Origin of the sequence: Exiguobacterium sp. UBA3968, assembly GCF_002385115.1 — a bacterium.
Lineage (GTDB): Bacteria > Bacillota > Bacilli > Exiguobacteriales > Exiguobacteriaceae > Exiguobacterium_A.
Genome location: NZ_DGCW01000004.1, coordinates 93,883 through 117,403 on the forward strand (window position 1 = coordinate 93,883; position 23,521 = coordinate 117,403).

The 23,521-nt window shown below is 46.2% G+C and carries 24 protein-coding genes; 6 read left to right on the forward strand and 18 right to left on the reverse strand.

Features of this window, described 5'->3' with window-relative positions:
• Positions 1–151: 151 nt before the first annotated feature.
• Both B3S86_RS00645 and B3S86_RS00650 read left to right on the forward strand, forming a co-directional pair.
• Complete coding sequence (locus B3S86_RS00645) at positions 152–1,246, forward strand: nitric oxide synthase oxygenase (RefSeq protein ID WP_414651159.1); 1,095 nt, start codon at positions 152–154, stop codon at positions 1,244–1,246.
• A complete protein-coding gene (locus B3S86_RS00650; protein ID WP_035411156.1) occupies positions 1,243–1,689 on the forward strand; it encodes an NUDIX hydrolase in 447 nt (148 codons plus the stop codon). The genes B3S86_RS00645 and B3S86_RS00650 overlap by 4 nt, the downstream gene beginning before the upstream one ends.
• Before the next feature lie 18 nt (positions 1,690–1,707).
• Here B3S86_RS00650 and B3S86_RS00655 read toward each other — a convergent pair whose 3' ends face one another.
• From B3S86_RS00655 to B3S86_RS00680, 6 genes are all read right to left on the reverse strand, one after another.
• Positions 1,708–2,487, reverse strand: coding sequence for a GNAT family N-acetyltransferase (locus tag B3S86_RS00655; RefSeq protein ID WP_290748072.1), 780 nt, complete (start codon positions 2,485–2,487; stop codon positions 1,708–1,710).
• Between the two features lie 90 nt (positions 2,488–2,577).
• Positions 2,578–3,963, reverse strand: a complete 1,386-nt coding sequence (locus tag B3S86_RS00660) for an amino acid permease (protein WP_035411158.1) — start codon at positions 3,961–3,963, stop codon at positions 2,578–2,580.
• A gap of 217 nt (positions 3,964–4,180) precedes the next feature.
• Positions 4,181–6,004 (reverse strand): mechanosensitive ion channel, encoded by a 1,824-nt coding sequence (locus tag B3S86_RS00665; RefSeq protein ID WP_290748078.1) that lies wholly within the window; start codon positions 6,002–6,004, stop codon positions 4,181–4,183.
• A 216-nt stretch (positions 6,005–6,220) separates the two neighbouring features.
• A complete protein-coding gene (locus tag B3S86_RS00670; RefSeq protein WP_290748081.1) occupies positions 6,221–8,077 on the reverse strand; it encodes an ABC transporter ATP-binding protein in 1,857 nt (618 codons plus the stop codon).
• The gene (locus B3S86_RS00675; RefSeq protein WP_290748084.1) at positions 8,074–9,798 is read right to left on the reverse strand and encodes an ABC transporter ATP-binding protein; all 1,725 of its coding nucleotides are present in this window, start codon (positions 9,796–9,798) and stop codon (positions 8,074–8,076) included. Before B3S86_RS00675 ends, B3S86_RS00670 begins: the two co-directional genes overlap by 4 nt.
• On the reverse strand, positions 9,791–10,276 hold the full coding sequence (locus tag B3S86_RS00680) for a MarR family winged helix-turn-helix transcriptional regulator (RefSeq protein WP_290748088.1): 486 nt from the start codon (positions 10,274–10,276) through the stop codon (positions 9,791–9,793). The genes B3S86_RS00675 and B3S86_RS00680 overlap by 8 nt, the downstream gene beginning before the upstream one ends.
• Positions 10,277–10,431: 155 nt before the next feature.
• Here B3S86_RS00680 and B3S86_RS00685 point away from each other — a divergent pair, with 155 nt between their 5' ends.
• Positions 10,432–10,773, forward strand: coding sequence for an ASCH domain-containing protein (locus tag B3S86_RS00685; RefSeq protein ID WP_290748091.1), 342 nt, complete (start codon positions 10,432–10,434; stop codon positions 10,771–10,773).
• A 45-nt stretch (positions 10,774–10,818) separates the two neighbouring features.
• Here B3S86_RS00685 and B3S86_RS00690 read toward each other — a convergent pair whose 3' ends face one another.
• Positions 10,819–11,688 (reverse strand): cation diffusion facilitator family transporter, encoded by an 870-nt coding sequence (locus B3S86_RS00690; RefSeq protein WP_290748095.1) that lies wholly within the window; start codon positions 11,686–11,688, stop codon positions 10,819–10,821.
• Positions 11,689–11,986: 298 nt separating this feature from the next.
• Here B3S86_RS00690 and B3S86_RS00695 point away from each other — a divergent pair, with 298 nt between their 5' ends.
• Entirely contained in the window at positions 11,987–12,310 is a 324-nt protein-coding gene (locus B3S86_RS00695; RefSeq protein WP_290748098.1) for a thioredoxin family protein, read from the forward strand.
• A gap of 77 nt (positions 12,311–12,387) precedes the next feature.
• Here B3S86_RS00695 and B3S86_RS00700 read toward each other — a convergent pair whose 3' ends face one another.
• The 10 genes from B3S86_RS00700 to B3S86_RS00745 form a co-directional block, all read right to left on the reverse strand.
• On the reverse strand, positions 12,388–12,567 hold the full coding sequence (locus tag B3S86_RS00700; protein WP_214813533.1) for a hypothetical protein: 180 nt from the start codon (positions 12,565–12,567) through the stop codon (positions 12,388–12,390).
• 154 nt (positions 12,568–12,721) lie between these two features.
• Positions 12,722–13,018 carry an excalibur calcium-binding domain-containing protein gene (locus tag B3S86_RS00705; RefSeq protein WP_290748104.1) on the reverse strand — a complete coding sequence of 99 codons (297 nt, stop codon included), beginning with the start codon at positions 13,016–13,018 and terminating at the stop codon, positions 12,722–12,724.
• Between the two features lie 114 nt (positions 13,019–13,132).
• Positions 13,133–13,987 carry an RsiV family protein gene (locus B3S86_RS00710; RefSeq protein WP_290748108.1) on the reverse strand — a complete coding sequence of 285 codons (855 nt, stop codon included), beginning with the start codon at positions 13,985–13,987 and terminating at the stop codon, positions 13,133–13,135.
• Positions 13,971–14,489: an RNA polymerase sigma factor gene (locus tag B3S86_RS00715; protein WP_290748111.1), complete on the reverse strand. Its 519-nt coding sequence runs from the start codon at positions 14,487–14,489 to the stop codon at positions 13,971–13,973. The genes B3S86_RS00710 and B3S86_RS00715 overlap by 17 nt, the downstream gene beginning before the upstream one ends.
• A 114-nt stretch (positions 14,490–14,603) precedes the next feature.
• Complete coding sequence (locus tag B3S86_RS00720; protein ID WP_290748114.1) at positions 14,604–15,077, reverse strand: hypothetical protein; 474 nt, start codon at positions 15,075–15,077, stop codon at positions 14,604–14,606.
• 381 nt (positions 15,078–15,458) lie between these two features.
• Positions 15,459–16,805, reverse strand: a complete 1,347-nt coding sequence (locus B3S86_RS00725) for a GH1 family beta-glucosidase (RefSeq protein WP_290748117.1) — start codon at positions 16,803–16,805, stop codon at positions 15,459–15,461.
• 22 nt (positions 16,806–16,827) lie between these two features.
• The gene (locus B3S86_RS00730; RefSeq protein WP_081780419.1) at positions 16,828–17,751 is read right to left on the reverse strand and encodes a carbohydrate ABC transporter permease; all 924 of its coding nucleotides are present in this window, start codon (positions 17,749–17,751) and stop codon (positions 16,828–16,830) included.
• Positions 17,752–17,754: 3 nt separating this feature from the next.
• The gene (locus tag B3S86_RS00735; protein ID WP_035411191.1) at positions 17,755–18,651 is read right to left on the reverse strand and encodes a carbohydrate ABC transporter permease; all 897 of its coding nucleotides are present in this window, start codon (positions 18,649–18,651) and stop codon (positions 17,755–17,757) included.
• Between the two features lie 58 nt (positions 18,652–18,709).
• A complete protein-coding gene (locus B3S86_RS00740; protein WP_290748123.1) occupies positions 18,710–20,017 on the reverse strand; it encodes an ABC transporter substrate-binding protein in 1,308 nt (435 codons plus the stop codon).
• A gap of 190 nt (positions 20,018–20,207) precedes the next feature.
• Positions 20,208–21,221 (reverse strand): LacI family DNA-binding transcriptional regulator, encoded by a 1,014-nt coding sequence (locus tag B3S86_RS00745; protein WP_290748126.1) that lies wholly within the window; start codon positions 21,219–21,221, stop codon positions 20,208–20,210.
• Positions 21,222–21,428: 207 nt separating this feature from the next.
• Here B3S86_RS00745 and B3S86_RS00750 point away from each other — a divergent pair, with 207 nt between their 5' ends.
• Positions 21,429–21,851 (forward strand): VOC family protein, encoded by a 423-nt coding sequence (locus B3S86_RS00750; RefSeq protein WP_290748129.1) that lies wholly within the window; start codon positions 21,429–21,431, stop codon positions 21,849–21,851.
• 88 nt (positions 21,852–21,939) lie between these two features.
• Positions 21,940–22,575, forward strand: a complete 636-nt coding sequence (locus tag B3S86_RS00755) for a DUF3885 domain-containing protein (RefSeq protein WP_290748132.1) — start codon at positions 21,940–21,942, stop codon at positions 22,573–22,575.
• 34 nt (positions 22,576–22,609) lie between these two features.
• On the opposite strand, the gene B3S86_RS00760 is transcribed toward B3S86_RS00755, so the two are convergent.
• Positions 22,610–23,464, reverse strand: a complete 855-nt coding sequence (locus tag B3S86_RS00760; protein ID WP_290748135.1) for a hypothetical protein — start codon at positions 23,462–23,464, stop codon at positions 22,610–22,612.
• Between the last annotated feature and the right edge of the window lie 57 nt (positions 23,465–23,521).

Genomic DNA, 23,521 nt, shown 5'->3' on the forward strand with positions numbered 1-23,521 from the left:
TCCCCCATTTCATAACTTCTTTAAACTTTTGGGAGTCTTTTGAACTTATAACAACCTTATACATCATTCAAGTTTGGCGCTTCGTTTCTTCGCGGGGTACACTAGGAACAGAGATTGTATCGTGCTTGTTTTTCAGAAAGGATTTCGATTCGTGGACCCATTCATTCAATCCGAAGCAGAACGCTTCTTTACTTCTTATATAGAGCAATACCCCGAAATGTCCGGACGTCAGCAAGAAGTCATCCGTTCGATTCAAATGACAGGAACATATGAACAGACGGCTTCCGAGCTCGCGTTCGGTGCTAAGCTCGCTTGGCGCAACAGTAACCGATGTGTGGGACGCCTCTTTTGGGAGCAACTTCATGTCTTTGACGCGCGGGATGCGTTGACCGTCGAAGCGGTCCGCGACGCGTTATTTGAGCATATCCAGTTCGCGACGAATGAAGGACGAATTCGCTCGACGATCACGATTTTTCATCCGACACGTGTGCGGCTGCATAATCACCAACTGATTCGCTACGCTGGTTATGAGACTGCAACAGGAATCATCGGCGATCCGGCTTCTGTCCAACTGACACGACAATGTGAAGCACTTGGCTGGACAGGGGCAAAAACACCGTTTGACATCCTTCCTCTCTTGATTGAACTCGATGGACAACGTAGTCTGCATCCGATTCCAGACGAGCTCGTGCTCGAAGTCAGCATCACACATCCTGACTATGACCTGTTTGATGGTCGCGAAGTCCGCTGGTATGCCGTACCGATGATTGCTGATATGCAGCTTGAGATTGGCGGTATTGTTTATCCGTGTGCCCCGTTCAACGGTTGGTATATGGGAACAGAAATCGGCGCTCGTAACCTCACCGATACGGATCGTTACGATCTGTTGCCGCTCGTCGCGAGGCAACTCGGTCTGAACACATCGCGTGAACGTTCACTCTGGAAAGACCGAGCGCTCGTCGAACTGAACGTCGCCGTACTCGAATCTTTTGAACGCGCTGGTGTTACGATCGTCGATCACCATACCGCTGCGAAACAGTTCGCTCGTTTCGAAAAAAATGAAGTGGCATGCGGTCGCGATGTCACCGGGGAATGGTCCTGGCTCGTGCCACCGATGAGTGGTGCAACGACGCATATGTTCCATAAAGATTACGACCCAGAAATCAAACGACCGAACTTCTTTCCAAAATCAACACAGACAGCGCCTGTGACGGGTTGTCCGTTTCACCAAGGAGTATTGAAATGAATTATGTCGAACAGTTACGTCGAAAAATCGGTCACGATCCGGTCATTCTCGTCGGTTCCGTTGTCCTCGTCGTGCAACATGAACACATTCTGCTGGAACAACGGAACGAAGCACAAGCTCGCTTCGGTTTGCCAGGTGGATTAATGGAATGGGCGGAATCACCGGAAGAGACCGCTCGTCGGGAACTCCTCGAAGAGACTGGACTGGAAGTCGAACGATTGACGTTACTCGATGTCTACTCCGGTCCGCAATACGTGACGACCTTAGCGAACGGAGACGTCTTTCAAAGCGTCACTCTCGCCTATATCGGTGAACATCCGATCGGAACGTTAAAGCAAAGTGACGAAAGCATCAAACTTCAGTTCGTTTCGCTAGACGACTTACCCGATCACTTGGTCGGTTCTCACGCTCGAATGATTGAAGACTACAAAAAACGCCGCTGAAGGATAGCGGCGTTTTTCTTATAGTGACTGACGCATGATGTATTGCTTCAAATCCCGTTGTATCCATCCTTCAGAACGTAATGCTTCCCACACTTGTACATCTGTCGATTGATAATGATAGGTCGTTCCCGGTAAATGGCGGACGACTTCTGTCGCATGCCTTGCTTTATGTTCTGCTGGACCGACGACCGACAATAAAGCAGCCTCCGCTACAGCGACGACACTTTCCTCGAGTTGATAATAATTCGCCTGCAAGCGTTGCATGACATGAGGATCTTGTTGCCAGATGTATTCTCCTTGTCCACGATACTGTTTTAAGAACTCTGTTTCTTTGATCGCTGGCAAAGCGGATTTTTGATGTTCATCGGTTAAATGAAAATATCCAATTTCTCCAACAATCTTGTAGTGAAGCGATTGATACAATCGAATCGCCGGATCGTTCCCTTGAATGACTTCAAGCATCAATTCATCCATTCCGATTTCCTTAGCGTGGCTCAGTTGCGCTTGGTACAAGGCTTTTGCAATGCCAAGTCGTCGATACTGCGGTGAAATGCCCAGCCCTCCACATCGCATGATGCGTTGACCATCGATTTCCTTCCAACCGTTCAGCCAAAGACCAACCGGTTTTTCTCCATGGTAGGCAATAAACGAATGTTCCAACTGGTTTCCGTCTCGCTCGAGAATTCGCTTCTGAAACTCTGCTTCTGATAAGTGCAGCGGAATCAGATAATCTTGAAATCCATCCTGCATCGTTTGATATGCTGTTTTTAAGTCAGGCGCGCGTTGAATATGAATCATCGAAAAACCTCCTTTTCCACTGAGCAGTTTCGCTATCTTTCTTGCGATTTCCTGCACACAAAAACACCCTTGTCGCCAAGGGTGCCCTACTTATTGAATTTTAGAACGGCTACGTCCGTAACCAAAGTAAACAAGCAGTCCGATTGCTGTCCAAACGAAGAAGGCAATCCATGTGAATTTCTGTAAGTTGACCATCAACATGATACAAGCGAGGACTGATAGAATCGGTAAGACTGGTACGAACGGAACTTTAAAGGCACGCTTCAAATCAGGACGCGTCCGGCGCAAAATGATGACTGCGATTGAGATGAGCGCGAATGCTGCTAGTGTTCCGATGTTGATCAATTCAGCAAGTGTACCGAGTGGCACGAATCCAGCAATCAAACCGGCGATTGTTCCGAGAATCCATGTCGCTTTGACCGGTGTGTGTGATTTTTCATTAACATCCGAGAAGACTTTCGGTAAAAGTCCGTCACGGCTCATCGCGAACAAGAGACGAATAAGACCAAATGTCATAACAAGGATGACCGTCGTCATACCAACGATGGCACCCAAGTCAACAAATCCAGCAACCCAGTCTTGACCTGCGACTTTTAACGCAAGCGATACGGGACTATCGACACCCTCGAACTGTTTGAATGGAACGATTCCGACCATGATAGCCGAAACGACGACGTATAAAACGGTAACGATCGCAAGCGATCCCAAGATTCCGATTGGTAAGTTACGTCCTGGGTTTTTGACTTCTTCTGCCGCTGATGTAACCGCATCGAACCCAAGGTACGCAAAGAAGGCAATCGCCGAAGCTTGTAAGATCCCACTCATACCAAACGGAGCAAATGGTTTATAGTTGCCTGGTTCGACATACCAAATCCCGACGACGATGAAAAGAACAACGACGGCAACTTTGACGAGTACCATGACATTGTTGACGCGTTTTGTTTCTTTAATGCCAAGCGAAAGCAAGAGCGTGATGACCATTAAAATCAAGAATGCCGGTAAGTTAAAGAATGTCTCGCTTCCCGGTACAGCTCCTGGTGCAGCTGTTAAAGCCGTCGGTAAATGGACGCCGAAACCTGCTAAGAGCGACTGGAAATATCCTGACCAGCCAGTTGCAACGGCACTTGAAGCGAGTCCATATTCTAAGATCAAACACCACCCGATGATCCAGGCGACAAGTTCCCCGATCGTTGCGTATGTATACGTATATACACTACCTGAAACAGGAATCATCGACGAGAATTCAGCATAACAAAGGGCTGCGAGTGCACAGACGACTGCAGAAATAATGAATGAGATCGGTAAAGCTGGTCCAGCATAAAGAGCACCCGTTCCTGTTAGAACGAAAATTCCGGTTCCGATGATGGCACCGATTCCAAGTAAAATAAGGTCAAACCCTGATAAATGACGTGCCAGTTTGGAATGTTGTTTCATATCCATCATTACACTGACATCTTTCTTGCGAAGCAAACTCATGTTTCATCCTCCGAACTTTTCTCTTTTTTCTGAATATTCAAATCATTGAGGTAATTGACTTTCTAATCATAACAAACGATGTCAGGTTCGATAAGTCTTTTTTTCTGTATTTTTTCACAAAGTGGTCAAACCACTTTTGTGAAAATACGACAACGCTTTGATGCATCAACGCAAAAACGCCCTTTCCCCTAAAGTTAGAGGAAAGGGCGTACTCTCATTACGGACGATCATTAGGGTGATCGAGGTTTGGACGATTGTTAGGATGATCGAGGTTTGGCCCTTTATGATCATTTGGGTCAATCGGATAATCATCTTGTTGTGCTAAATCATTTTCTGGCAACGCACCTTTTGGTGTACCATGTGTCGTTTCATCTGTTGAAGATGAACGCGCTGAACGTGGTGCACGATCTGGTGTGACATCATCCGCTGCTTGTGACGCAGCACCTTTTGCTGCATCTTTCAAGCTTGGTGAAGAAGAAGTCGATGCAGACTTACTTGGAAGATTCGATGTGTCTACTTCCGTGTTCTCTGCTTTCTTTTGCAAACGATCGAGGTAACGCGATGCATTATCACGTCCACCGAGACCAAAGGCAAGACCGAAAGCAAGCGCAAGTGCTCCAAGGATCAAAATGAAGGCTGAGTTGACGATTGTATCCGCAACACCCAATTGATCAAGTGCCATGAAGACAGCAAGTGCAAGAATCGCATACTTCGCAACGCTTGAGAGGACTTTCAGTTCAGAGTTACCGAACAGGCTGTCCATCGTACGTTTGACAAGGTTGCTGACGATGATCCCGATTGCGAGAATGATGATCGCTGTCAAGACGCTTGGCAAGAAGGCAAGGACGGCACGACCGAGGTCGACCATGAAATCAAGACCAATCAAGTTGAAGGCTTCGACGACGAAGAGAACGACGATGACGATCTCAACGAGTGCACCAACGATGGAAGCTGGTGATGTAGACGCTTGGTTCGCATCCCACGTCCCGATTTTCAAGTGACGTGTTAGGTTGTTGAATCCAAGACGTGACAGAAGATCCGTAACGAATTTCTTGATGAAACGTCCGACATAAAGACCGACAAGAATCAGAACGACACCGACAATGATATTCGGAATCATACCTAGGACATCGTTCAACATGTTGATCGCTGGTCCTGTGATTCCTTTAATATTTAATTGATCAAGTGCTGAAATCGTGATTGGAATCAGAATCAAGATGAAAACGACTGTTCCAAGAATCGACGACAGTGATTTCGAATCTTTTTGATCATTTGACCCAAGATTGAAGCGAGATGCAAATTTATCCGTTCCAACAGCATGAAGGAAATTCGTCACGATATCGCGGACGATTTTCGCTACGAGGAAGCCAACGAAGAAGATGGCTGCTGCAGCAATCAAGCGTGGAATGAATCCAAGGAATGACGATAACAATTGGCTAAACGGTTGTGAGACACTCTCAATGTTCAACGCACCAAGTACACCTGGTAGGAACAGAAGCAAGACGAGGTAGAAGACGATCTCCCCTGCGATTTTTGGATAAGCTGAAAGATCTGTCTGACCTTGAAGCATCTTGTTCGAACGTACTTTGTCGTTCGCCATCAGCTTCGTACCTGCTTTGACGATGATCATGCGGAGAACGACCGCGATGACATATGCCAAAAGGAGGATGAGGGCTGCTTTTAGGATATTTGGGATTGCCGCGAGCAATGTACTCATCGTATCCGCAAGTGGTCCCGCAATGATGTTCAGATTAAGGATATTGAAGACCAAGATCAGGACGAAGACCATGAGAACCCAAAAGACGACAGTCCCGATAATTTTTTCAGGTGTCCACTTTTTCTTCTTTGGTGGCGCTCCTTCTTTTTGAGGCGATAACTTGTTGACGACTCCAGATTTCTCTAACGCTTTTTGAATCCCGTTCGCAATCAGCTTAGCAATGAGCCATCCAATTAAAAAGACGATGATCGCTCCAAGCAAGTTGCCGAGTGATCCGAGAATGCCGTTCAAGTTCAACGACGTTCCGTTCCAAATGTTATTCATCTTTTCACACTCCTTCACCTAAGATAAAATTATATATTTCTAACACTTCTTTAATTTCCCCAGCTAAAGGATTTGTTAAACCCTTACCTGTACCAGAATGTGGCGTTTCTTGTTTTTCCTACAAGAAATTGGATAACTGCGGTATGTGAAAATACACATTCGTAATAATCATTTCTAAAAAAAGCAGCATCGTCTACATGACGATACTGCCTTATATCATACGACTTCTTTTTCAGAGAATTGGCTGTTATACAGATCCGCATAAAATCCATCTGCCTCGAGTAATTCCTCATGAGTACCTTGTTCGATGACACGCCCTTGATTCATGACGAGAATCAAATCAGCGTCTTTGATCGTCGACAGACGGTGAGCAATGACGAAACTCGTCCGCCCTTCCATCAACCGTCGCATCGCTTGCTGGATGAAGACCTCCGTCCGTGTATCCACACTAGAAGTCGCTTCATCAAGGATCATGATCGGAGGATCGGCAAGAACGGCTCGAGCAATCGTCAACAACTGTTTCTGACCTTGCGAGATGTTCGAAGCTTCCTCATTCAAGACGGTATCATACCCGTCCGGCAATGTCCGGATGAAATGATCAGCATGTGCGGTCTTCGCTGCCGCGATAATCTCTTCTTCGGTTGCTCCACTTTTACCGTAAGCAAGATTGTCTCGAATCGTACCGTTGAAGAGCCACGTATCTTGTAAGACCATACCAAACGTCGTCCGTAAGTCTTCGCGTGACATCTCACGGGTATCGATGCCGTCAATCCGAATCGTCCCGCCGTTTAATTCATAAAAGCGCATCAATAGATTGATCATCGTCGTTTTACCGGCACCCGTCGGTCCAACGATCGCGACGGTTTGTCCCGGTGCGACATCAATGTTCATATCCTCGATCAAGAGATCATTTCCGTAACCAAAATCAACGTGTTCGAATGCAACGGCTCCTTCAGCCTGCGCAAGACGATGCGTCGTCACTTCTTTAATCTCTTCTGCTTCGTCGAGTAATTCAAAGACACGTTCCGCTGCTGCGACCGTCGATTGGACGATGTTCGCGATGTTCGCCGTTTGTGTGATTGGTTGTGTGAACTGACGTGTATAGGTGATGAACGCTTGAATATCCCCGATCGAGATCGCCCGTTGCGTGACGAGAATCCCACCGACGATACTGATCAGGACGTAACTGATATTCCCGATGAACATCATCATCGGCATGATGATCCCGGAGATGAACTGCGCTTTGCGCCCTGCTTCATACAACTCTTCGTTGACGGCATCAAACTGTTCGACCGCTTTGCGTTCATGTCCGAACGCCTTGACGACTGAGTGTCCGGTATACATCTCTTCGACGTGACCATTCAATTGGCCGAGTGTCCGTTGTTGATCGGCAAAATATTTTTGGGATCGTTTCAAAATCGGACGAATCGCAAAAATCGAGACCGGCAACGAGACAAGTGAAATCAGTGTTAACAATGGACTAATCGTCAGCATCATGATTAAAATCCCGACGATCGTCACGATCGACGTGATGAATGAAGTCACACTTTGTTGTAACGTACTCCCGATCGTATCGATGTCGTTCGTCACACGGCTTAGTGTCTCCCCGTTTGGACGACCATCATAGTATTTTAATGGCAAGCGTTCGAGTTTATGGTTGACGTCCTCACGTAAATCGTAGACTGTTTTTTGAGCGATACCCGACATCAAATACTGTTGCAAGTAATTGAATAGACTACTGACGACATACAGTCCGGCGAGCCAAAGCAGGATCTGTCCGATTTTCGTGAAATCGATTGCTGCTCCCGGCACACCTTGGAACTTCGCATATGCCCCTTCAAACAATTCCGTAATCGCCGTTCCCATGATTTTCGGACCGGCAATCATGAAGACTGTACTGAGGATCGCTGCTAAAAAGACACCGATCAGTGCCGTCCGACGCGGACGCAGATACCGAAGCAGACGACGGAACGTTGCTTTGAAATCCTTTGGTTTTTCACCAAGCATCATCATATTTCCGCCACCGGGACCACCAGGCGGAGGACCGCCGGCAGGTCGTTTCTTCTCACTCATGCGATTTCCTCCTCTGATAGTTGTGACTTAACGATTTCCTGATAGACGGCGTTGTTCGCAAACAACTCGTCGTGCGTGCCGATTCCGGCGACTTTCCCTTCATCGAGGACGATGATTTGATCGGCATCAATGACGGTACTGACACGCTGAGCAACGATCAAGACCGTCGCTTCGCGTGTTTCTTCCCGTAACGCTTTCCGAAGGGCCGCATCGGTCTTGAAGTCGAGTGCTGAAAAACTGTCATCAAAGACATATAGATCTGGTCGACGAACGAGCGCCCGAGCAATTGACAAGCGTTGTTTTTGCCCACCAGAGACGTTTGATCCGCCTTGTTCGATCCGCGCATCGTAACCATCCGGCATCCGTTCGATGAAGTCCGTCGCTTGCGCGATGTGCGCTGCGTGCGCGACCTCTTCATCTGTCGCGTCCTCTTTCCCGAAACGAATGTTTTCGGCAATCGTACCTGTAAACAGTAATGCTTTTTGGGGAACAAAGCCGATTTTCGACCGCAGTTCCTCTTGCGGTACGTCCTGGCTATTAACGCCATTGACGCGAATGCTCCCTTCCGTCACGTCATAAAAACGGGGAATCAAATTGACGAGCGTTGATTTACCGGAACCGGTCCCACCGATCACAGCCGTCACTTCACCTGGTCGTGCTGCAAAACTAATATCGGATAAAACCGGTGTCTCAGCTCCTGGGTAACGGAACGTGACACGATCAAAGACGAGCGTTCCTTTTTCACGGTCAGCGGTTTTTGTTCCCTCATCTGTCATGGTTGGTGTCATCTCGAGGACTTCATTGATCCGTTTCGCCGAGACGGCTGCCCGCGGAATCATGACGAACATGACCGACGCCATGACGAGAGCGAACATGATTTGCATGACGTACTGGATGAACGCCATCAAGTCCCCAATCTGCATGCCACCATTATCGATCCGGATGCCCCCGAACCAAATGACACCGACGACTGTCAAGTTCATCACGAGCATCATTACCGGCATCAAGAACGCCATGATTTTATTGACCTTGATCGAGACTTCCGTCAAATCTGCGTTCGCTTTCGTTAACCGGACTTGCTCATCGCGTTCCCGGTTAAAAGCGCGGATGACACGGATCCCAGTCAAGTTCTCACGTAGGACGAGGTTCAGACGGTCGAGTCGTTTTTGGACCTTTCCGAACAACGGAACCCCTTTCCACAAAATCAATAAGATTGAAAGCACAAGGACCGGCATCGCAGCGACGATGACGAGCGATAGTTTTGCGTCTTTTGAGACAGCCATGATCAATCCACCGATGAACATGATTGGTGCACTGACGACCATCCGTAACATCATGATGACGACTTGTTGGACTTGTGTGATATCGTTCGTCGTCCGTGTAATCAGTGAAGCCGTTCCGACTTGATCAAACTCTTGCAGGGAGAACCGTTCGACATGATTGAAGACTTGACGACGAATATCCCGTCCGAGCCCCATCGATGCCTTCGATGAATAATAACTGGCAGCAACTGCGGCTAACGCCCCGATACCGGTAATTCCGAGCATGACGGCACCAATCTTCCAAATGTAGGCGGTATCGCCAGTGACGACTCCTTTGTCAATGATGTCCGCCATCAGTGTCGGCAAATAGAGATCAGACATTGATTGTGCGAAAACCAAGACGAGCACCGCGAATACTGCCCATTTATACACCGTCAACCGTTTGAGTAACTTAATCATCCGAGCATCCTCCTTTCATTTCTGGCTGTAAGATACGTCCGATGCCTTCTGCAATCTGAGCATGCGTCGCAAGCATCTGTTCGAACACCTCTTGATCGATCGCCTCAAGGACCTGTTCGAGTTGACGTTGCATCCCCTTCTCTTGTTCTTGAATCTCCGTCACGAATTGTTGTCCCTGATCACTGAGCGATAGGACGACTTCTCGTCGATTTTCAGGATTCGTCTCCCGAATGACCCAACCGGACTGAACGAGACCTTCAATCGACTGACTCAGTGTGCTCTTTGGTAAATGCGTATGTGTCGCGAGTGCTTTTTGCGAGATCGGTCCACGTGGCGCAATCGTCATCAAGCTATGAAATTGCGGTAAACTGAGTCCGTTTTCCTGTGCCGTCTGGTGTGCTGCTCGAACGAGATGTCGTTGTACATTCCAAAACGACTGCATCATCGCCGTTGAACGAACCGTTTCCGTTTGCTCCATCCTGTTTCGCCTCCTTGTTCCATTTCAAATCGTTCCAAAAGGAACAATTACTTATATGAATTAAAATACGCTGATTATTTCTAGTTGTCAACGAAAAGGCAATGTGAAAAATCACATAGTTTTGTTATGCTTTTGTAGAGAAGGAGTGGAGATAGATGAGACATGAGATGGGGTTATATGAAGTACCGTTTCGTTCGATTGAACAACGGCTGAAGACGGTCGAAATTCGACTCAATGATCTGAAACGCCAACAGGTACAAGTCGGTGATCAGATTCAGTTCACGCATACGGAAACGAGCGAGACACTACTCGTCCAGGTGACGAAACGGGAGACATTTCAAGATTTTCAAGCACTGTATGAACACGTATCACAGGAATCCATCGACTGCGTCGGTTGGTCGATCGATGAACTCGTAACATCTACGTATACGATTTATTCAGCGGAAGCCGAGCAACAGTACGGAGCACTGGCTCTTCACATCGAGTTATTGCCATAAAAAAACGTCTTTTCTACTGTCAGCGTAGAAAAGACGTTTTTGAATTCATTCGGGTTCGACGTGAACATGGATATCATAAACTCCGTATTCTTCCGTCAGCGTATCCTCAACACGTGTCGCAATATCGTGCGCTTGATGGATGTTTAAGGTGGAGTTGACGAGGATGACGACATCGACGACTTCATTGTTGCCGTAGTTACGTCCTTTGATCGACTTGATGCCTTTGACACCTTCGAGATCGAAGATAACATCTTCGTACATCTTCAGTTTCTTCTCATCAAAGCCATCTGTCAGTTCGTGTGACGCTTCCGTGAAGATATCCCACGCTGTCTTACAGATCAAGAAGCCGACGATGATCGCTGTCACGACATCAAGCCAGGGCATGCCGAACTGTGATCCGACGATCCCGATTGTCGTCCCGACACTGACCCAAGCATCGGATAGATTATCTTTCGCTGCCGCCATGACGGCTTTGCTTTCAATCTCCTCGGATAACTTCTTATTGTAACGATAGACGAAGTACATCACGAGAGCCGAACCAATTCCGACGTACGCTGCAAGAAAATCAGGCGATTCCTGCTTGCCTTCAAATAACGTCGAGATCGTATCGATCAAGACTTGGAGACCGACTGCCATCATGATGAAGGAAGCTACGAGCGAGGCAATCGTCTCACTTTTCCAGTGTCCGTACTTGTGATCGTCATCTGCCGGACGTTGTGAGATCCGTAAGCCGATTAAGACGGCAATCGACGCAATAATGTCGGTCGCGTTGTTCAAACCGTCCGCCCGGAGTGCGGCAGAATCTGCTGTATAACCAATGATTAATTTTAAAGATGATAACAAGATATAGGCTGCGATACTGATCATCGCACCGTGTTCGCCGCGTTTTAGATTATCGTATTTTTGTTGTTCCATTCTCGTCGCCCCACTTTCTCTGCGATTAGCAAACCTCATCGTACCAGTCGGAAATCGAGTGGGTCTAGAGAAATCATTTTGTTTCGAACTAGGTAATTAACAAAAGCGCAATAATGTTTCCCTATACCAAACTGAATTTGATTGAGTCATGTGGCTCTTTTAAAGAAAATCGGTAGCATTATCTTAAAGAGCAACCAACTTTTTTGACTTGTCAGACTCTTTGACGAACATAATTCGTGCAAGTTCTGAAGGGAATCGGTAGACTAAAGGTACAACACCAAGAGGAGGAGTTCTCACAATGGCAGAATTCATTAAGAGTGAAGAAACATTCAAGGAATTGATTTCAAGTGATGCACCGGTCATCATCAAGTTCGAAGCAGACTGGTGCCCGGACTGTAAACGGATGGATTACTTCATGCCGGACGTCGAGTCACAATTCGACCACTTACCAATCCACACGATCGACAAAGATGAGTTCCCTGAAATCGCATCGAACCACGATGTCATGGGGATTCCAAGCTTACTCGTCTTCAAAAACAATGAAAAACTGGCACATTTGCATAGTGCAAATGCTAAAACGCCAGAAGAAGTCGCAGCATTCCTAAAGCAAAACTTCAACTAAGCAAAAATAACCTGACGCCGCAGCGTCAGGTTATTTTTTATGTACCGATCTGATTTGGAGTGCTACTTCAATCCTTCTCAGCTTTTCTTAAAAAAGATGCGAGTGAATAGATTCGTAATCGTTCCAGCTATAGCTGCTTCGATCAGAGCGACGACCACGATTGCTAATAAATCCTGTATACCTAATGCGCCTAAGAAATTAATGAGATTCAGAATGAAAAATAGAATGAAGAAAATTAAATAGTCTCGTTTTCGCATAGTAATCCTCCTACTCAACACATACTTGTCGTCTTTCATCGCTACAACATTACCATACATGATGATTTTCCAAGGATTACATAATTGAAAGGAACATCTAATCTCTACAAAAAAGTAGTCTTTCTCCTGCTCGAGAAAGACTACTTTTTCTTATTTAACGTTCACACGCAATACCGTCTTTATCCCGGTCACTTTTCGTGTTTAAGTTATACGTCGCAAGACTCACGTATGCCTTATATTTTGTTGCTTTGTAGATTGGTTTTCCATTCTTGTCATAACCCGTTCGATTCTTTAGCCCCGCTTTTTTCGCGACACCACCTTTATAGGTCTTCTGCATTTCCGTACAGTTCTTAAAGGCTTTGGCTTTCGTCGCCGCTTCACTAACTGCCGGAACATGAAGCAAAGCGAGACTGACGACACCTGCGAGTACGAGCCGACTCCATTTTTTCATAGGGGTTCCTCCTTTTTTCAAAAAACAACGATTCGTCTTTTGATTATAAGAGGTCGTTTTTAGAAATTGTTTCCTTTTTTCATTTTTACATCAATGATTTTTAAAATCTGACAATCAACGAATATAGGACGAGCTGACAAGGTCGTCTTTTAAGATTGAAGTCGGGATCTTAAATTCAACGATTCCCATATAGCCTGGAGCGATGCTGTATTCATCAAACGACAGGACTAATTTGTGGTCTGTTGTAATATAGAAATTTTGCTGCGCGGAAATGCGCTTGAACTGTTCGCTCTCCGGTACATCTGGTGTTCCTTCGACAAAGTAGACTTTCTCTTCATCTGCCTTCATTTGCCGACGCATTTCTTCCTTTAGATAATCACTGATCGTCGTGATATATCTGTCATTCTTGAACAAGGATGGTAACGTCAGGACAAGCTGTTGCTTCTTATCAATCGTATCGTACTGGACGCTTTCCGATGCACTTGCCCGTGTCTCCGTGACGATTCGACCAATCGACAACAGGTCGTCCGTATCCGTCTTGATGTCGTATCGGCTATCGATCGCAAATACTCCCTCTTGTCCGTGCGTCTCTTGTTTGAACTTTTCATATAACGCTTGTCCTTCCGCGATATACTTTTCATTCAGCTGTTGCTCGAGCGCTTTGTCCGGTAACGTCACTTGGGGTGCTTTAATATCAGCCGACTGTTGTGTCTTCGTCTCTTTCCAGTCGATCGTCACGATCTCAGTCAGTTGACCGAAGACCGGCACCTTCGCCATCGCATCTGCAAACGACGCATTACTATTTAATCCGCCAATGAATAACGTGATGGCAGCCGCTGTAATTAACACGGATTGCTTCGTCCGCGAAGGACGAGTTCGACGCTCGACTCGGGCAATCATTTCATCGAGTTCTTTTGGGACCGGTGGTTGTTGGTAAACCTGTTTCAGATCATCAAGTTTGTTTGACATCTAGATCATCTCCATTCAATTTCATTTTCAGTAAGGTCAACCCTTTATAGAGGCGAGACTTGGTCGTACTTAGATTCAGCTCTAAAATCGTCGCGACGTCTTTTAAGATCAAATCCTCGAAATAGTGTAAGATAACGACTTCCCGGTACATGACAGGTAGCTCCTCTAGCGCCTGTCGCAAATCGGCATCCGGGTATGTATCTTCTTTCGTCGCGACAAGTTCGATCAGTCGATCCGTATCGTAACTGACGCTATGCTGCCGCTTCCGAATTGCATCGATCGCTGTTCGTGTCAAAATCTGATAGAACCAGGCTTTCATCCGTTCATCATCCTCGAGTCGATCAAGCGACTGTAACGCTTTTTGGATGCTGTCCTGAATGACATCCAGACTATCCTGTTCATTTTTCATATAACTGTAGGCTAACCAGTAGAGATTCGGTTTGTATTGCTTTAAAAAACGGACGAATGCTTTTTCCCGTTTTCTGATTTGGCGAGAGGTCATAGGCCGCGGCTCCTTTTTTCGATATCGTTCTGTGTATACATCATTAAGACGGGCGAGTCGAGAAAAAAGTTGACGACACAACAAAAAAAGGCGACACAAGGTCACCTTTTTGAATCAATAATCTAAATGCCGTGATGCATCATTCCAGACTTTTACGTGAAGTGTGATCAAGGCGATACCGTACAGAACACTCATGTATAACGAAAACTCACCAAACAGAACATCCGTCCAGGCATTTAATCCAAACAACGGGACGACGAAGAGGAAATAGAATATGAACTGAACACTCGCAAGCCCATCAAACCAAATCGTCTCAGAAAACGCGCCTTCAAGTAACGAAACACCGTAAATGAATAACGCCGCAACGAGACCAATCCGGATATACCAGACCATAAGTCGAAGCGCTTTACCATCTTTGATATAGAATAGAGACCCGACTAAACCAATAAGCCAGGCGACGGAGGCAATGCTTTGCCATCCGTTAATCGTTTCGTCCGGATGGAGCATGGCGGACCATCCGTTAATTCCGATCATGACAAGTAAACCTAAAATAAAGATGAACCGATACGGTAAGTCCCTCTGACGCATGACGTTTCCTCCCCTGAAAACGAATAGAAGTCACTTCTATCCTTTACATTCCATATGATGGGTTTTAATCCTTTTTCTTTTACACATTTTTTCACCCTATTTCTATTGATTTTTTTATTTAATCCGGGCAAAAGGGGCTGACTCAAAAGTCAGTCTCTACAAAGATAAGGGTGGCAGAATGATGATCTGCCACCCTTATCTTTTAACAAAAAGAATGACGCGTCACACGCCACTCCTACAGGAAAAAGCGCATTATGCGCTGTCAGAGACAAACAAGACCCGATTTCCTGCTTGAATGAAGCAGGAAAACTGGCTTGTGTCTCGCCTGAGGAAAGGGCGTGAAAAGACGCGTCATTCTTTTTTTGAGTCAGCCTCTTTTCCTTATACGCTTTGGGGAAGCGTAGCTTTATGTCGCTTGATCACGTTCGCATACCAATGAGCACTGTCTTTCCAAATTCGTTCCTGTGTTTCGAAATCGACATAAAGGATTCCGAAGCGTTTTTCGTAACCGAAGCTCCACTCGAAGTTGTCAAGAAGCGACCATAAGTAGTAGCCATCAATATTCATGCCTTCTTCGTTCAAATCCGAGATTGCTTGCAAGTGTTGCGCAACATAATCGATTCGGTTTTGGTCGGCGACCCGTCCTTCAATCAGCTCATCGTCAAATGCGGCTCCGTTTTCTGTAATATAGATTGGTAAATCTGTATATTCCGCTCGCAATCGGCGAATTAAGTCCTTGAATGCGTTCGGTGCAATGTCCCAGCCCATCGCGGTTCTGTCGTAGTCCGAATACGCAGCTTTTTGTAGAAAATCATTTGCTGCGCTGAATTCGACGAGGTTACGGCTATAGAAATTAATCCCGAGGAAGTCACACGGTACAGCAATCGTTTCCATATCCCCTTCCCGGATGAAAGCAAACGAATGGACATATTTTGAGAAAAGATTCATCATGTCGACCGGATAATGTCCCTTAAAGACCGGATCAAGGAACCAACGATTCGCATAGCCGTCTGCATTATTCATCGCTAACCGATCATTGACCGAATCTGTCTTTGCATATTTAGGCGCCAGATTGAGTGTAATGCCGATCGGTGTCGTCGATTTCATCTCTTCCTTCAGCATCTCGACTGCTTTTCCGTGAGATAAGAGCAAATGATGCACCGCATGAACGGCTTCGTTCAGATCAGTATGACCGGGTGCATGTTCCCCGATGTGATAGCTGAGGAACCCAGCACACCACGGCTCATTGTGCGTAATCCAAGAGTCGACGACTTCGTCAAGCTCCGTAAAACATGCCCGTGCAAAATCAAGGAACCAGTCGACCGACTCTCGGTTGACCCAGCCGCCTTCTTCGTGTGCCCAGAGTGGCAAATCCCAATGATACAGTGTGACAGCCGGCTTAATGCCCTCTTCGCGCAAGCGTGTTGCAAGCTGCTTATAAAACGCCATGCCTTCAGGATTATAAATTCCTTTTTGCGGAAAAATCCGTGGCCAGGCAATCGAGAAGCGATACGTATCGACGCCAAGCTTCTTAATATGGGCGATGTCCTCTTCATAACGATGGTAATGATCACAAGCGACGTTACCGTTTTGCCAGTTGAAGACCTTGCCATCTTCTGCGCAAAACGCATCCCAGATGGAAGGCGTCCTTCCGTCTTCGTTGTAAGCGCCCTCGATTTGATACGACGATGTGGCTGTTCCGAATACAAAGTTTGGTGCAAATTTCATGTATGTCATCTCCTTTGACGAATTATTCTTTGACGGCACCAGCCGAGATACTGCTAACGATATACTTCGAGAGGAACAAGAAAGCGATCATGATCGGCACGACGGAAATCGCGATGCCGAGATACAGTGACCCTAAGTTCTCTGCGACTTGTGAACCTTTCAAGAATCCCATCAAGACCGGGAGCGTATACTTTTCCGGCGAGAAGAGTAAGACGAGCGGCATGATGTAGTTATTCCAAGAACCGATGAAGGTGAAGATCGACATCGTCGCGATCGCGGGCATCATCATCGGTAAGGCGATCGTATGGAAAATCCGCCATTCGCTTGCTCCATCGATACGCGCTGCTTCAATCAAACTGGGATGGAGGACCGTCTGAACGTACTGCCGGATGAAGAACACAGTGAACGGGCTAGCAATAGCCGGTACGATGAGCGGAATGAAGCTATCGAGCAATCCTAAGTTTTTGCTGAGCTCATAAAAACCGATCAATCCGAGCTGTCCTGGAATCATCATCATGATCAGCATGAACACGAACAAGACATTTTTTCCTTTAAATTGATAGAATGCAAAACCGAATGCGGTCAGGGCGGAAAAGTATCCTGACAAGACGGTCACGAGTACAGCAATGATCAAGCTGTTTTTAAAGCCGGACCAGATATTGACGTACGAACTCAACGCCGCGTAGTTGTCAGCAAGCGAGTTGCCCGGGATCAAAGAAAAGCCGGACAGGACTTCTTCGTTTGACCGGGTTGCGTTGACGATCATCATCAAGAATGGAATGATGCAGGCAATCGTCAAGGCAATCAATGCGAGGTAAATGATTGTTTTTCCAAGCCATGGTTTTTTCCGTTTTGGAGGCGGCGTCAATCGAAGCGGATGCTCCGAGCGTTCTGGTTGTTCTTCCGTTTGTGGCACGAGCCGGCGTGCTTCTGCATTTCGTTCCATCGGTTAGGCTCCTTTCGGTGAACGTTCTTTTCGGAACATCCCTTTGAAGACGATGATTGAAAAAACAAGCGTGATGGCAAACAACCCATAAGCGACAGCTGCAGCATAGCCATAGTTGTTGTATTTGAATGCCTGGTTATAGAGATACAGCACCATCGTATTCAGTGCCCCGTCCGGCGCTCCGATTCCATCTGTGATCAGCATCGGCAGGTCGAACAATTGTAACCCACCGATCAGTGAGGTGATCATGATATACAATAAGATTGGCTTGAGCAGCGGCAAAGTGATTCGAGAAAAAATTTGCCATCGGGTCGCTCCGTCAATCAAGGCCGCTTCAAAATAATCTTTCGAGATGCCAGACACGCCTGCCATGACGACGATGAACGAGTGACCGAGCCACATCCATGTCAGGATGAGCGAGACAGATACTTGTGCCGTGACAGGTTGCGTCAACCAGTTGATTGGCTCTGAAATGATACCGATCTTCATCAACATCATGTTGAGCGAGCCATGTTGCCAGTCGAGCAAGATTCCAAACAGTAACGCCACGGAGCTGATCGTAATCAAGTTCGGCAGATAAAAGGTCGCTCGGAAGAACGCGAGTCCCTTCAATTTCAATTGGAGGTCGGAGAACAGCAACGCAAGCAACAATGCCCCGCCAATTTGTAAGGTAAAGTTGACAGCCCAAATCTTGATCGTGTTAAAGAACGCTTCGATGAAGTAACTGTCACTCAGTAGCCGAGTATAGTTCGCAAGACCAACGACTTGTTCCCCTTCAGCCCCCGTGTAGTTCGTAAAGCTATAATAGAATGTCAGGGCGACCGGATAAATACTGAAGATCAGGAAGACGATCCAAAACGGTGCGATGAAGAGATACCCAGTGCGATCGATTTTTTTCACAGGTTAAGCTCCTTTCTTCCATGAGAAAAGGTGAGGCAGGATGCGCCCCACCTGCTCGTTATTCGGGTACTTTTACATCAGGGTACGCATTTTTGACTTTTTTATAGAATTCCGTCAGAGCTTCGTCCTTTGATTTTTTTCCGCGAACATACTCAGTCACGGCAGCTCCATAGAGCGTGTCAAGTTGTTGATCATACTTCGTGACGATGCCCGGTTTGATTTGGTCTGCTTGCTTTAAGAAAAATTCGTAGTTGTTCTGTCCATCCAAGAAATCTTCTTTAAAGTTGGTCTTGATTTTATCCGTGACTGGCTTGAATGCTAAGACGTCACCCGTTTCCTTTGCCCAGTCTGTCAAGAATTCTTCATCCTGCGTCATCATTTTGACGAAATCATAGGCGAGTTTTTGTTTTTTCGAATCTTTGTAGACGCCTAACCATGTTCCGCCCCAGAAGTAAGGACTCGGTCCGCTCGTGACAGCCCAGTCTCCTGCGGATTTTTTCACGTTTTCCTTCAAGACGCTATGCAGTCCCCAAGTCGGTAACACATACGAGAAGACCTCTGTCTGAATTTCCTTGCCATTCTCTTTGACTTTGACTGGTTTATCCATGCCGGCGTACCACGATGGTGACCATTCCGGTGCAAGGGCCGTATATTGTTTCGTACGGAGTTCTTTTGCGTAGTCCATATATTCTTTTCGCGCATCGGTCAAGACGAGCTCCTGCTTGTCGTTGACCCATGGTTGTGGATCATTGCCTTGCACGAACCAACGAATCGATCCTTCATCCGGGAACATTTTATAGCCTTTTTGCTTCATTTTATCGGCGACTTCAAATACCCCATCCATTGAATTCATCATGCCGCCGATTTTTTTCGGGTCGTCTGTTCCGAGTACTTTTTTCGCAATGCTTCGTTTGTAGTAAATGCCTCCTGGCGTCGTTTGCCAAGAGAGTGCACGCACGTTTCCTTCTTTATCTTTCCCCATGTCAAATACATACGGAATATAGTCTTTAGCGACGTCATCTGCATTAAACGGCTTTTCGGATAAATTGGCCCAGTAGCCAGCGTCGACCCATTGTTTCAAGAAGGCGATTTCACCCGTGAAGATATCTGGTGCTCCGACGCCACTTTCAAGAGCTGGTTTCAACTTCGTCGGATAGTCGGCCATTGGCACGATCGTCAATTCGACTTTGACACCATTCTTTTCTTCAAATTTTTTGATTGGTTTTTTTAATTCATCCGTAAACGACCAGATTTTTAAGACCTCTTTGCCACCACTTGTAGTGTCTTCGCCACTTCCCGTACATCCCGCTAAGACAGTTGCTGTCATGGCACCAATCGTCATTGCACTAATGAACGTCTTTTTCATTTCATCCCATCCTTTATCAAATAGTTTTTAAGTAAGCGGTTTCAATTTAATCGTTTAATTCGAAAGCGCTTTCGAAAATGACAAGAGAATAACCGAAAGCCCTTTCGGAACTGCCGTAAAAATAATTTCGGAATCGCTCTCGCGTTTTCTCCCTGACAACCAGCGAGAGCGATTCCGAAATCGTCGCACGTCATACAGGTGCAGGACCTGTCGAATGACGAACGATCAACTCGACGGGAATGACGTCTTGTGTCGTCATCCGCTGTTTATCGACAATTTGTTCGATCAAGACTGAAGCCGCATGCTGACCAATCGTTTCCGTATCTTGCCGGACAGTCGTTAGCTTCGGTGTGATGTACTTCGCCATCTCGATATCATCGTAGCCTACGAGTGAAATATCTGTTGGAATCTGTAAGCCAGCTTCATGAATCGCTTCAATAGCGCCGATTGCCATTTGGTCCCCTGCCGCAAAGACAGCAGTCGGTCGATCCGGTAGCGCCAGCAACTCTTGCATCGCCCGTTTTCCTTCTTCTCCGGAAAACAACCCACCGTTTGCAATATAGCCGTCCGGAATCGATAGGCCGAACTGGGTCATTGCTTGTTTATAACCTTCAATCCTTGCTGCACCAGCATCCGTCGTCGTGTCGCCAGCGATATGCGCAATCCGGCGATGACCTAATTCATATAGATGATTGACGGCTAGTCGCCCACCCGTAATATTATCGGAATAGACGACGCTACAATCCGGACTGTACATATCAACGACAACAATCGGAATCGTACTTTGAATCAATTCTTGAACGTGCAGATCCAACTGGTCCGAACAGATGACGACAATGCCATCAACCGCTCGGTGCCGAAAGTGCTCCAAGTAACTCATGTCCCGATTACGTAAATTTCGTGATGCAAAAATCAGATCGTAACCTTGTTGCTCTGTTGCTTTCCGGAAGCTTTCAATGATCGCATTAAAGAACGGATGCATCATGCCGACACCATGTGCTTCTGAGAACATGACACCAATCGTCCACGAACGTTTTGTCGAGAGCGATTGAGCATGCGCATTCGGCAAGTATCCCATCTCAGCTGCGGCCTGGACGATCTTCGCTTTCGTCTTTTCACTGACATCTGAATAATTATTTAAGGCTTTCGAGACCGTCGTGATCGAAAATCCGGTCATCTTCGCTAAATCATAAATTGTTCCCATACTACTCACTCCATTTCACCGAAAGCGCTTTCGATAAATTTAGTATACGAAGTCTTTCTGGAAGTTGCAACCTATTTTTTATAAAAATCAGATAAATTGAAACCGTTATCATTTATACTAAATAAATCAGCAACCCACTCTTTTTATACGAACAAATGTTTGGTATACTAAAAGAAACACATTCTTCCTTTTGAAAGGAGCTTTCCCATGCCGATTAATCCGTATCTTGTCTTTAATGGAAATACCCGTGAAGCATTGACGTTTTACACGGAGGTGTTTCAGGAAGAAATGCCGGAAATCATGGAGTTCGGACCAGGTCCTGGACCGGATGGTCAACCGTATCCACCGGAGCACCAGACACTGATTTTACATGCGCAGCTTATCGTCCATGGCACACGTCTCATGTTCTCAGACGCGATGCCACAAAACCCTGTGACGTTCGGACAAAACATTACGCTAGCCCTTCACTTAGCCGATGTGGAGCTATTGCACGAAACGTTCGCGCGGCTCGCTGAAGGCGGCAAGATCATCATGCCGATTCAAAAGACGTTTTGGAGTGAAGCATACGGTATTGTCGAAGATGCGTTTGGCGTACAATGGCAGGTTAATCATGAAACGAGTATGGACTAATGAATAATGATCCGGCTTTTAGAAGCCGGATCATTATTCATTCAAAAAACAAGTGTAGCACATCATACATAGAAGGGAGGGGTTCCTATTGAATCACCAAGAGCTGTATACGATCTTTCCCCAGCTCGTCTTATATCCGAACTTATTTTATCACAATGCGAACGGAATCCGCTTTGAGCTAGGCGATTCGACATTGCTCAAAAACGTTGGTCTAGATGATCCGAATTATCTAGAGTCCGCCTATCGAAAAGCCCTAACCTTATTCGAAGCCATTCATGCTCCATCTGATCTTATCACATGGATCGTGCAGGTCAGTCCCTACAAAAGAACAAGCGGTTGGAAGCCTGTCGTGCATAGTGGATTTGTGAAGTACTTGAAGTCCTCTTCTTTCCGCTATCGCCTGCGGTGCGATCGTACACCGCAATATGTGGAAGAGCATCCCTATGCTACATACACATTGTCTTTGACCTGTACGCGGCAAGAGATTCATTATCCAGCTTTAATCCGTGATATTTGCAGTCACGATGTCACGGATCGCCCTTCTTTTATCCATCGTACCTTTTTCTTTAATCCGAGACGAAAGAGTCTGTTTCACATCTATGATGACCGAGGCTGTGACCTGATTGGCGAAAAACCTGACGCTATCCGTGATCTCTACGATGATTATAAGCATTGGATATTGAACTATGATAAAAACACTATTGATCAGACATTCTCACTATAAAGAGGCGATTCTTTGACTTAGAATCGCCTTTTAATTAGCTCTCGCTTAAAGAAGTCGAACGCACAGTTGACTGAATCAATTGCTTTAACCATTTTCGTCTCGCATCTGTTGAAAAGTCTTCATTTCCAAATACCTCTACTCTAAAGGGAAGCGTTTTTAACACCTGACGCTCCAGTGCTTGGCGCGCCTGTAAAATTGAAATCGTTCCATCTACTCCTGACAGCGAGCGATTTACACCATGTGCTTGCTCCGTGTAATAGGATACAAATCCATCCGCCCATTCTGTTGGACGCTCGTTTAATGCTTTACGGAAGCTTTTTTCTACATCCGTTTGATCAACATAAACTAGAACGGGTTGTAGCGGCGTAATGATTGTCGCTATGCGTTCGATGTACGCTTGTAACGTCGCTTCCGGTAGATCGTATTTGATGAGCCCCATCGTCAATGGATTTTGTAAAAAGCAGCATTCAAAAATATACGTTGTATTCGCTATCAAAGCTTGAGCAACGAACGCTTCCCACTTCTTTAGTATCAGTGATTGATGTAACTCGAACGGTAGTTCATAGATATCACGTGCTTGCAAAAATGAAAGCGCAGCTTCAGCAACATTCTGTTTTGACTGCCACTGACGATATGATACAAGCACATAATCATTGAACACCTCAGCAAATCGTAAGACCTCGAGTGAAGCGTACTTACTTTGAAACTCTACCCATTCACTAAGCGTTAAGTAAGCGACACTCTCGTAATCCGCAGGATGGTTGAGGTCTCCTTCGATATGAAGACGCGTATTGATTTGTTGCTCTTGTAGTAGACGAGTCAACGCTTCAGCTGTTGTTGTTTTGCCTGAACCCGGTAGCCCTTCCATTAGATAAAGTTTAGCTTTCATACTATACACTCCTCAAATCATTTTCGCTTCATTTTTTGATACTTCATCTTTATCGTA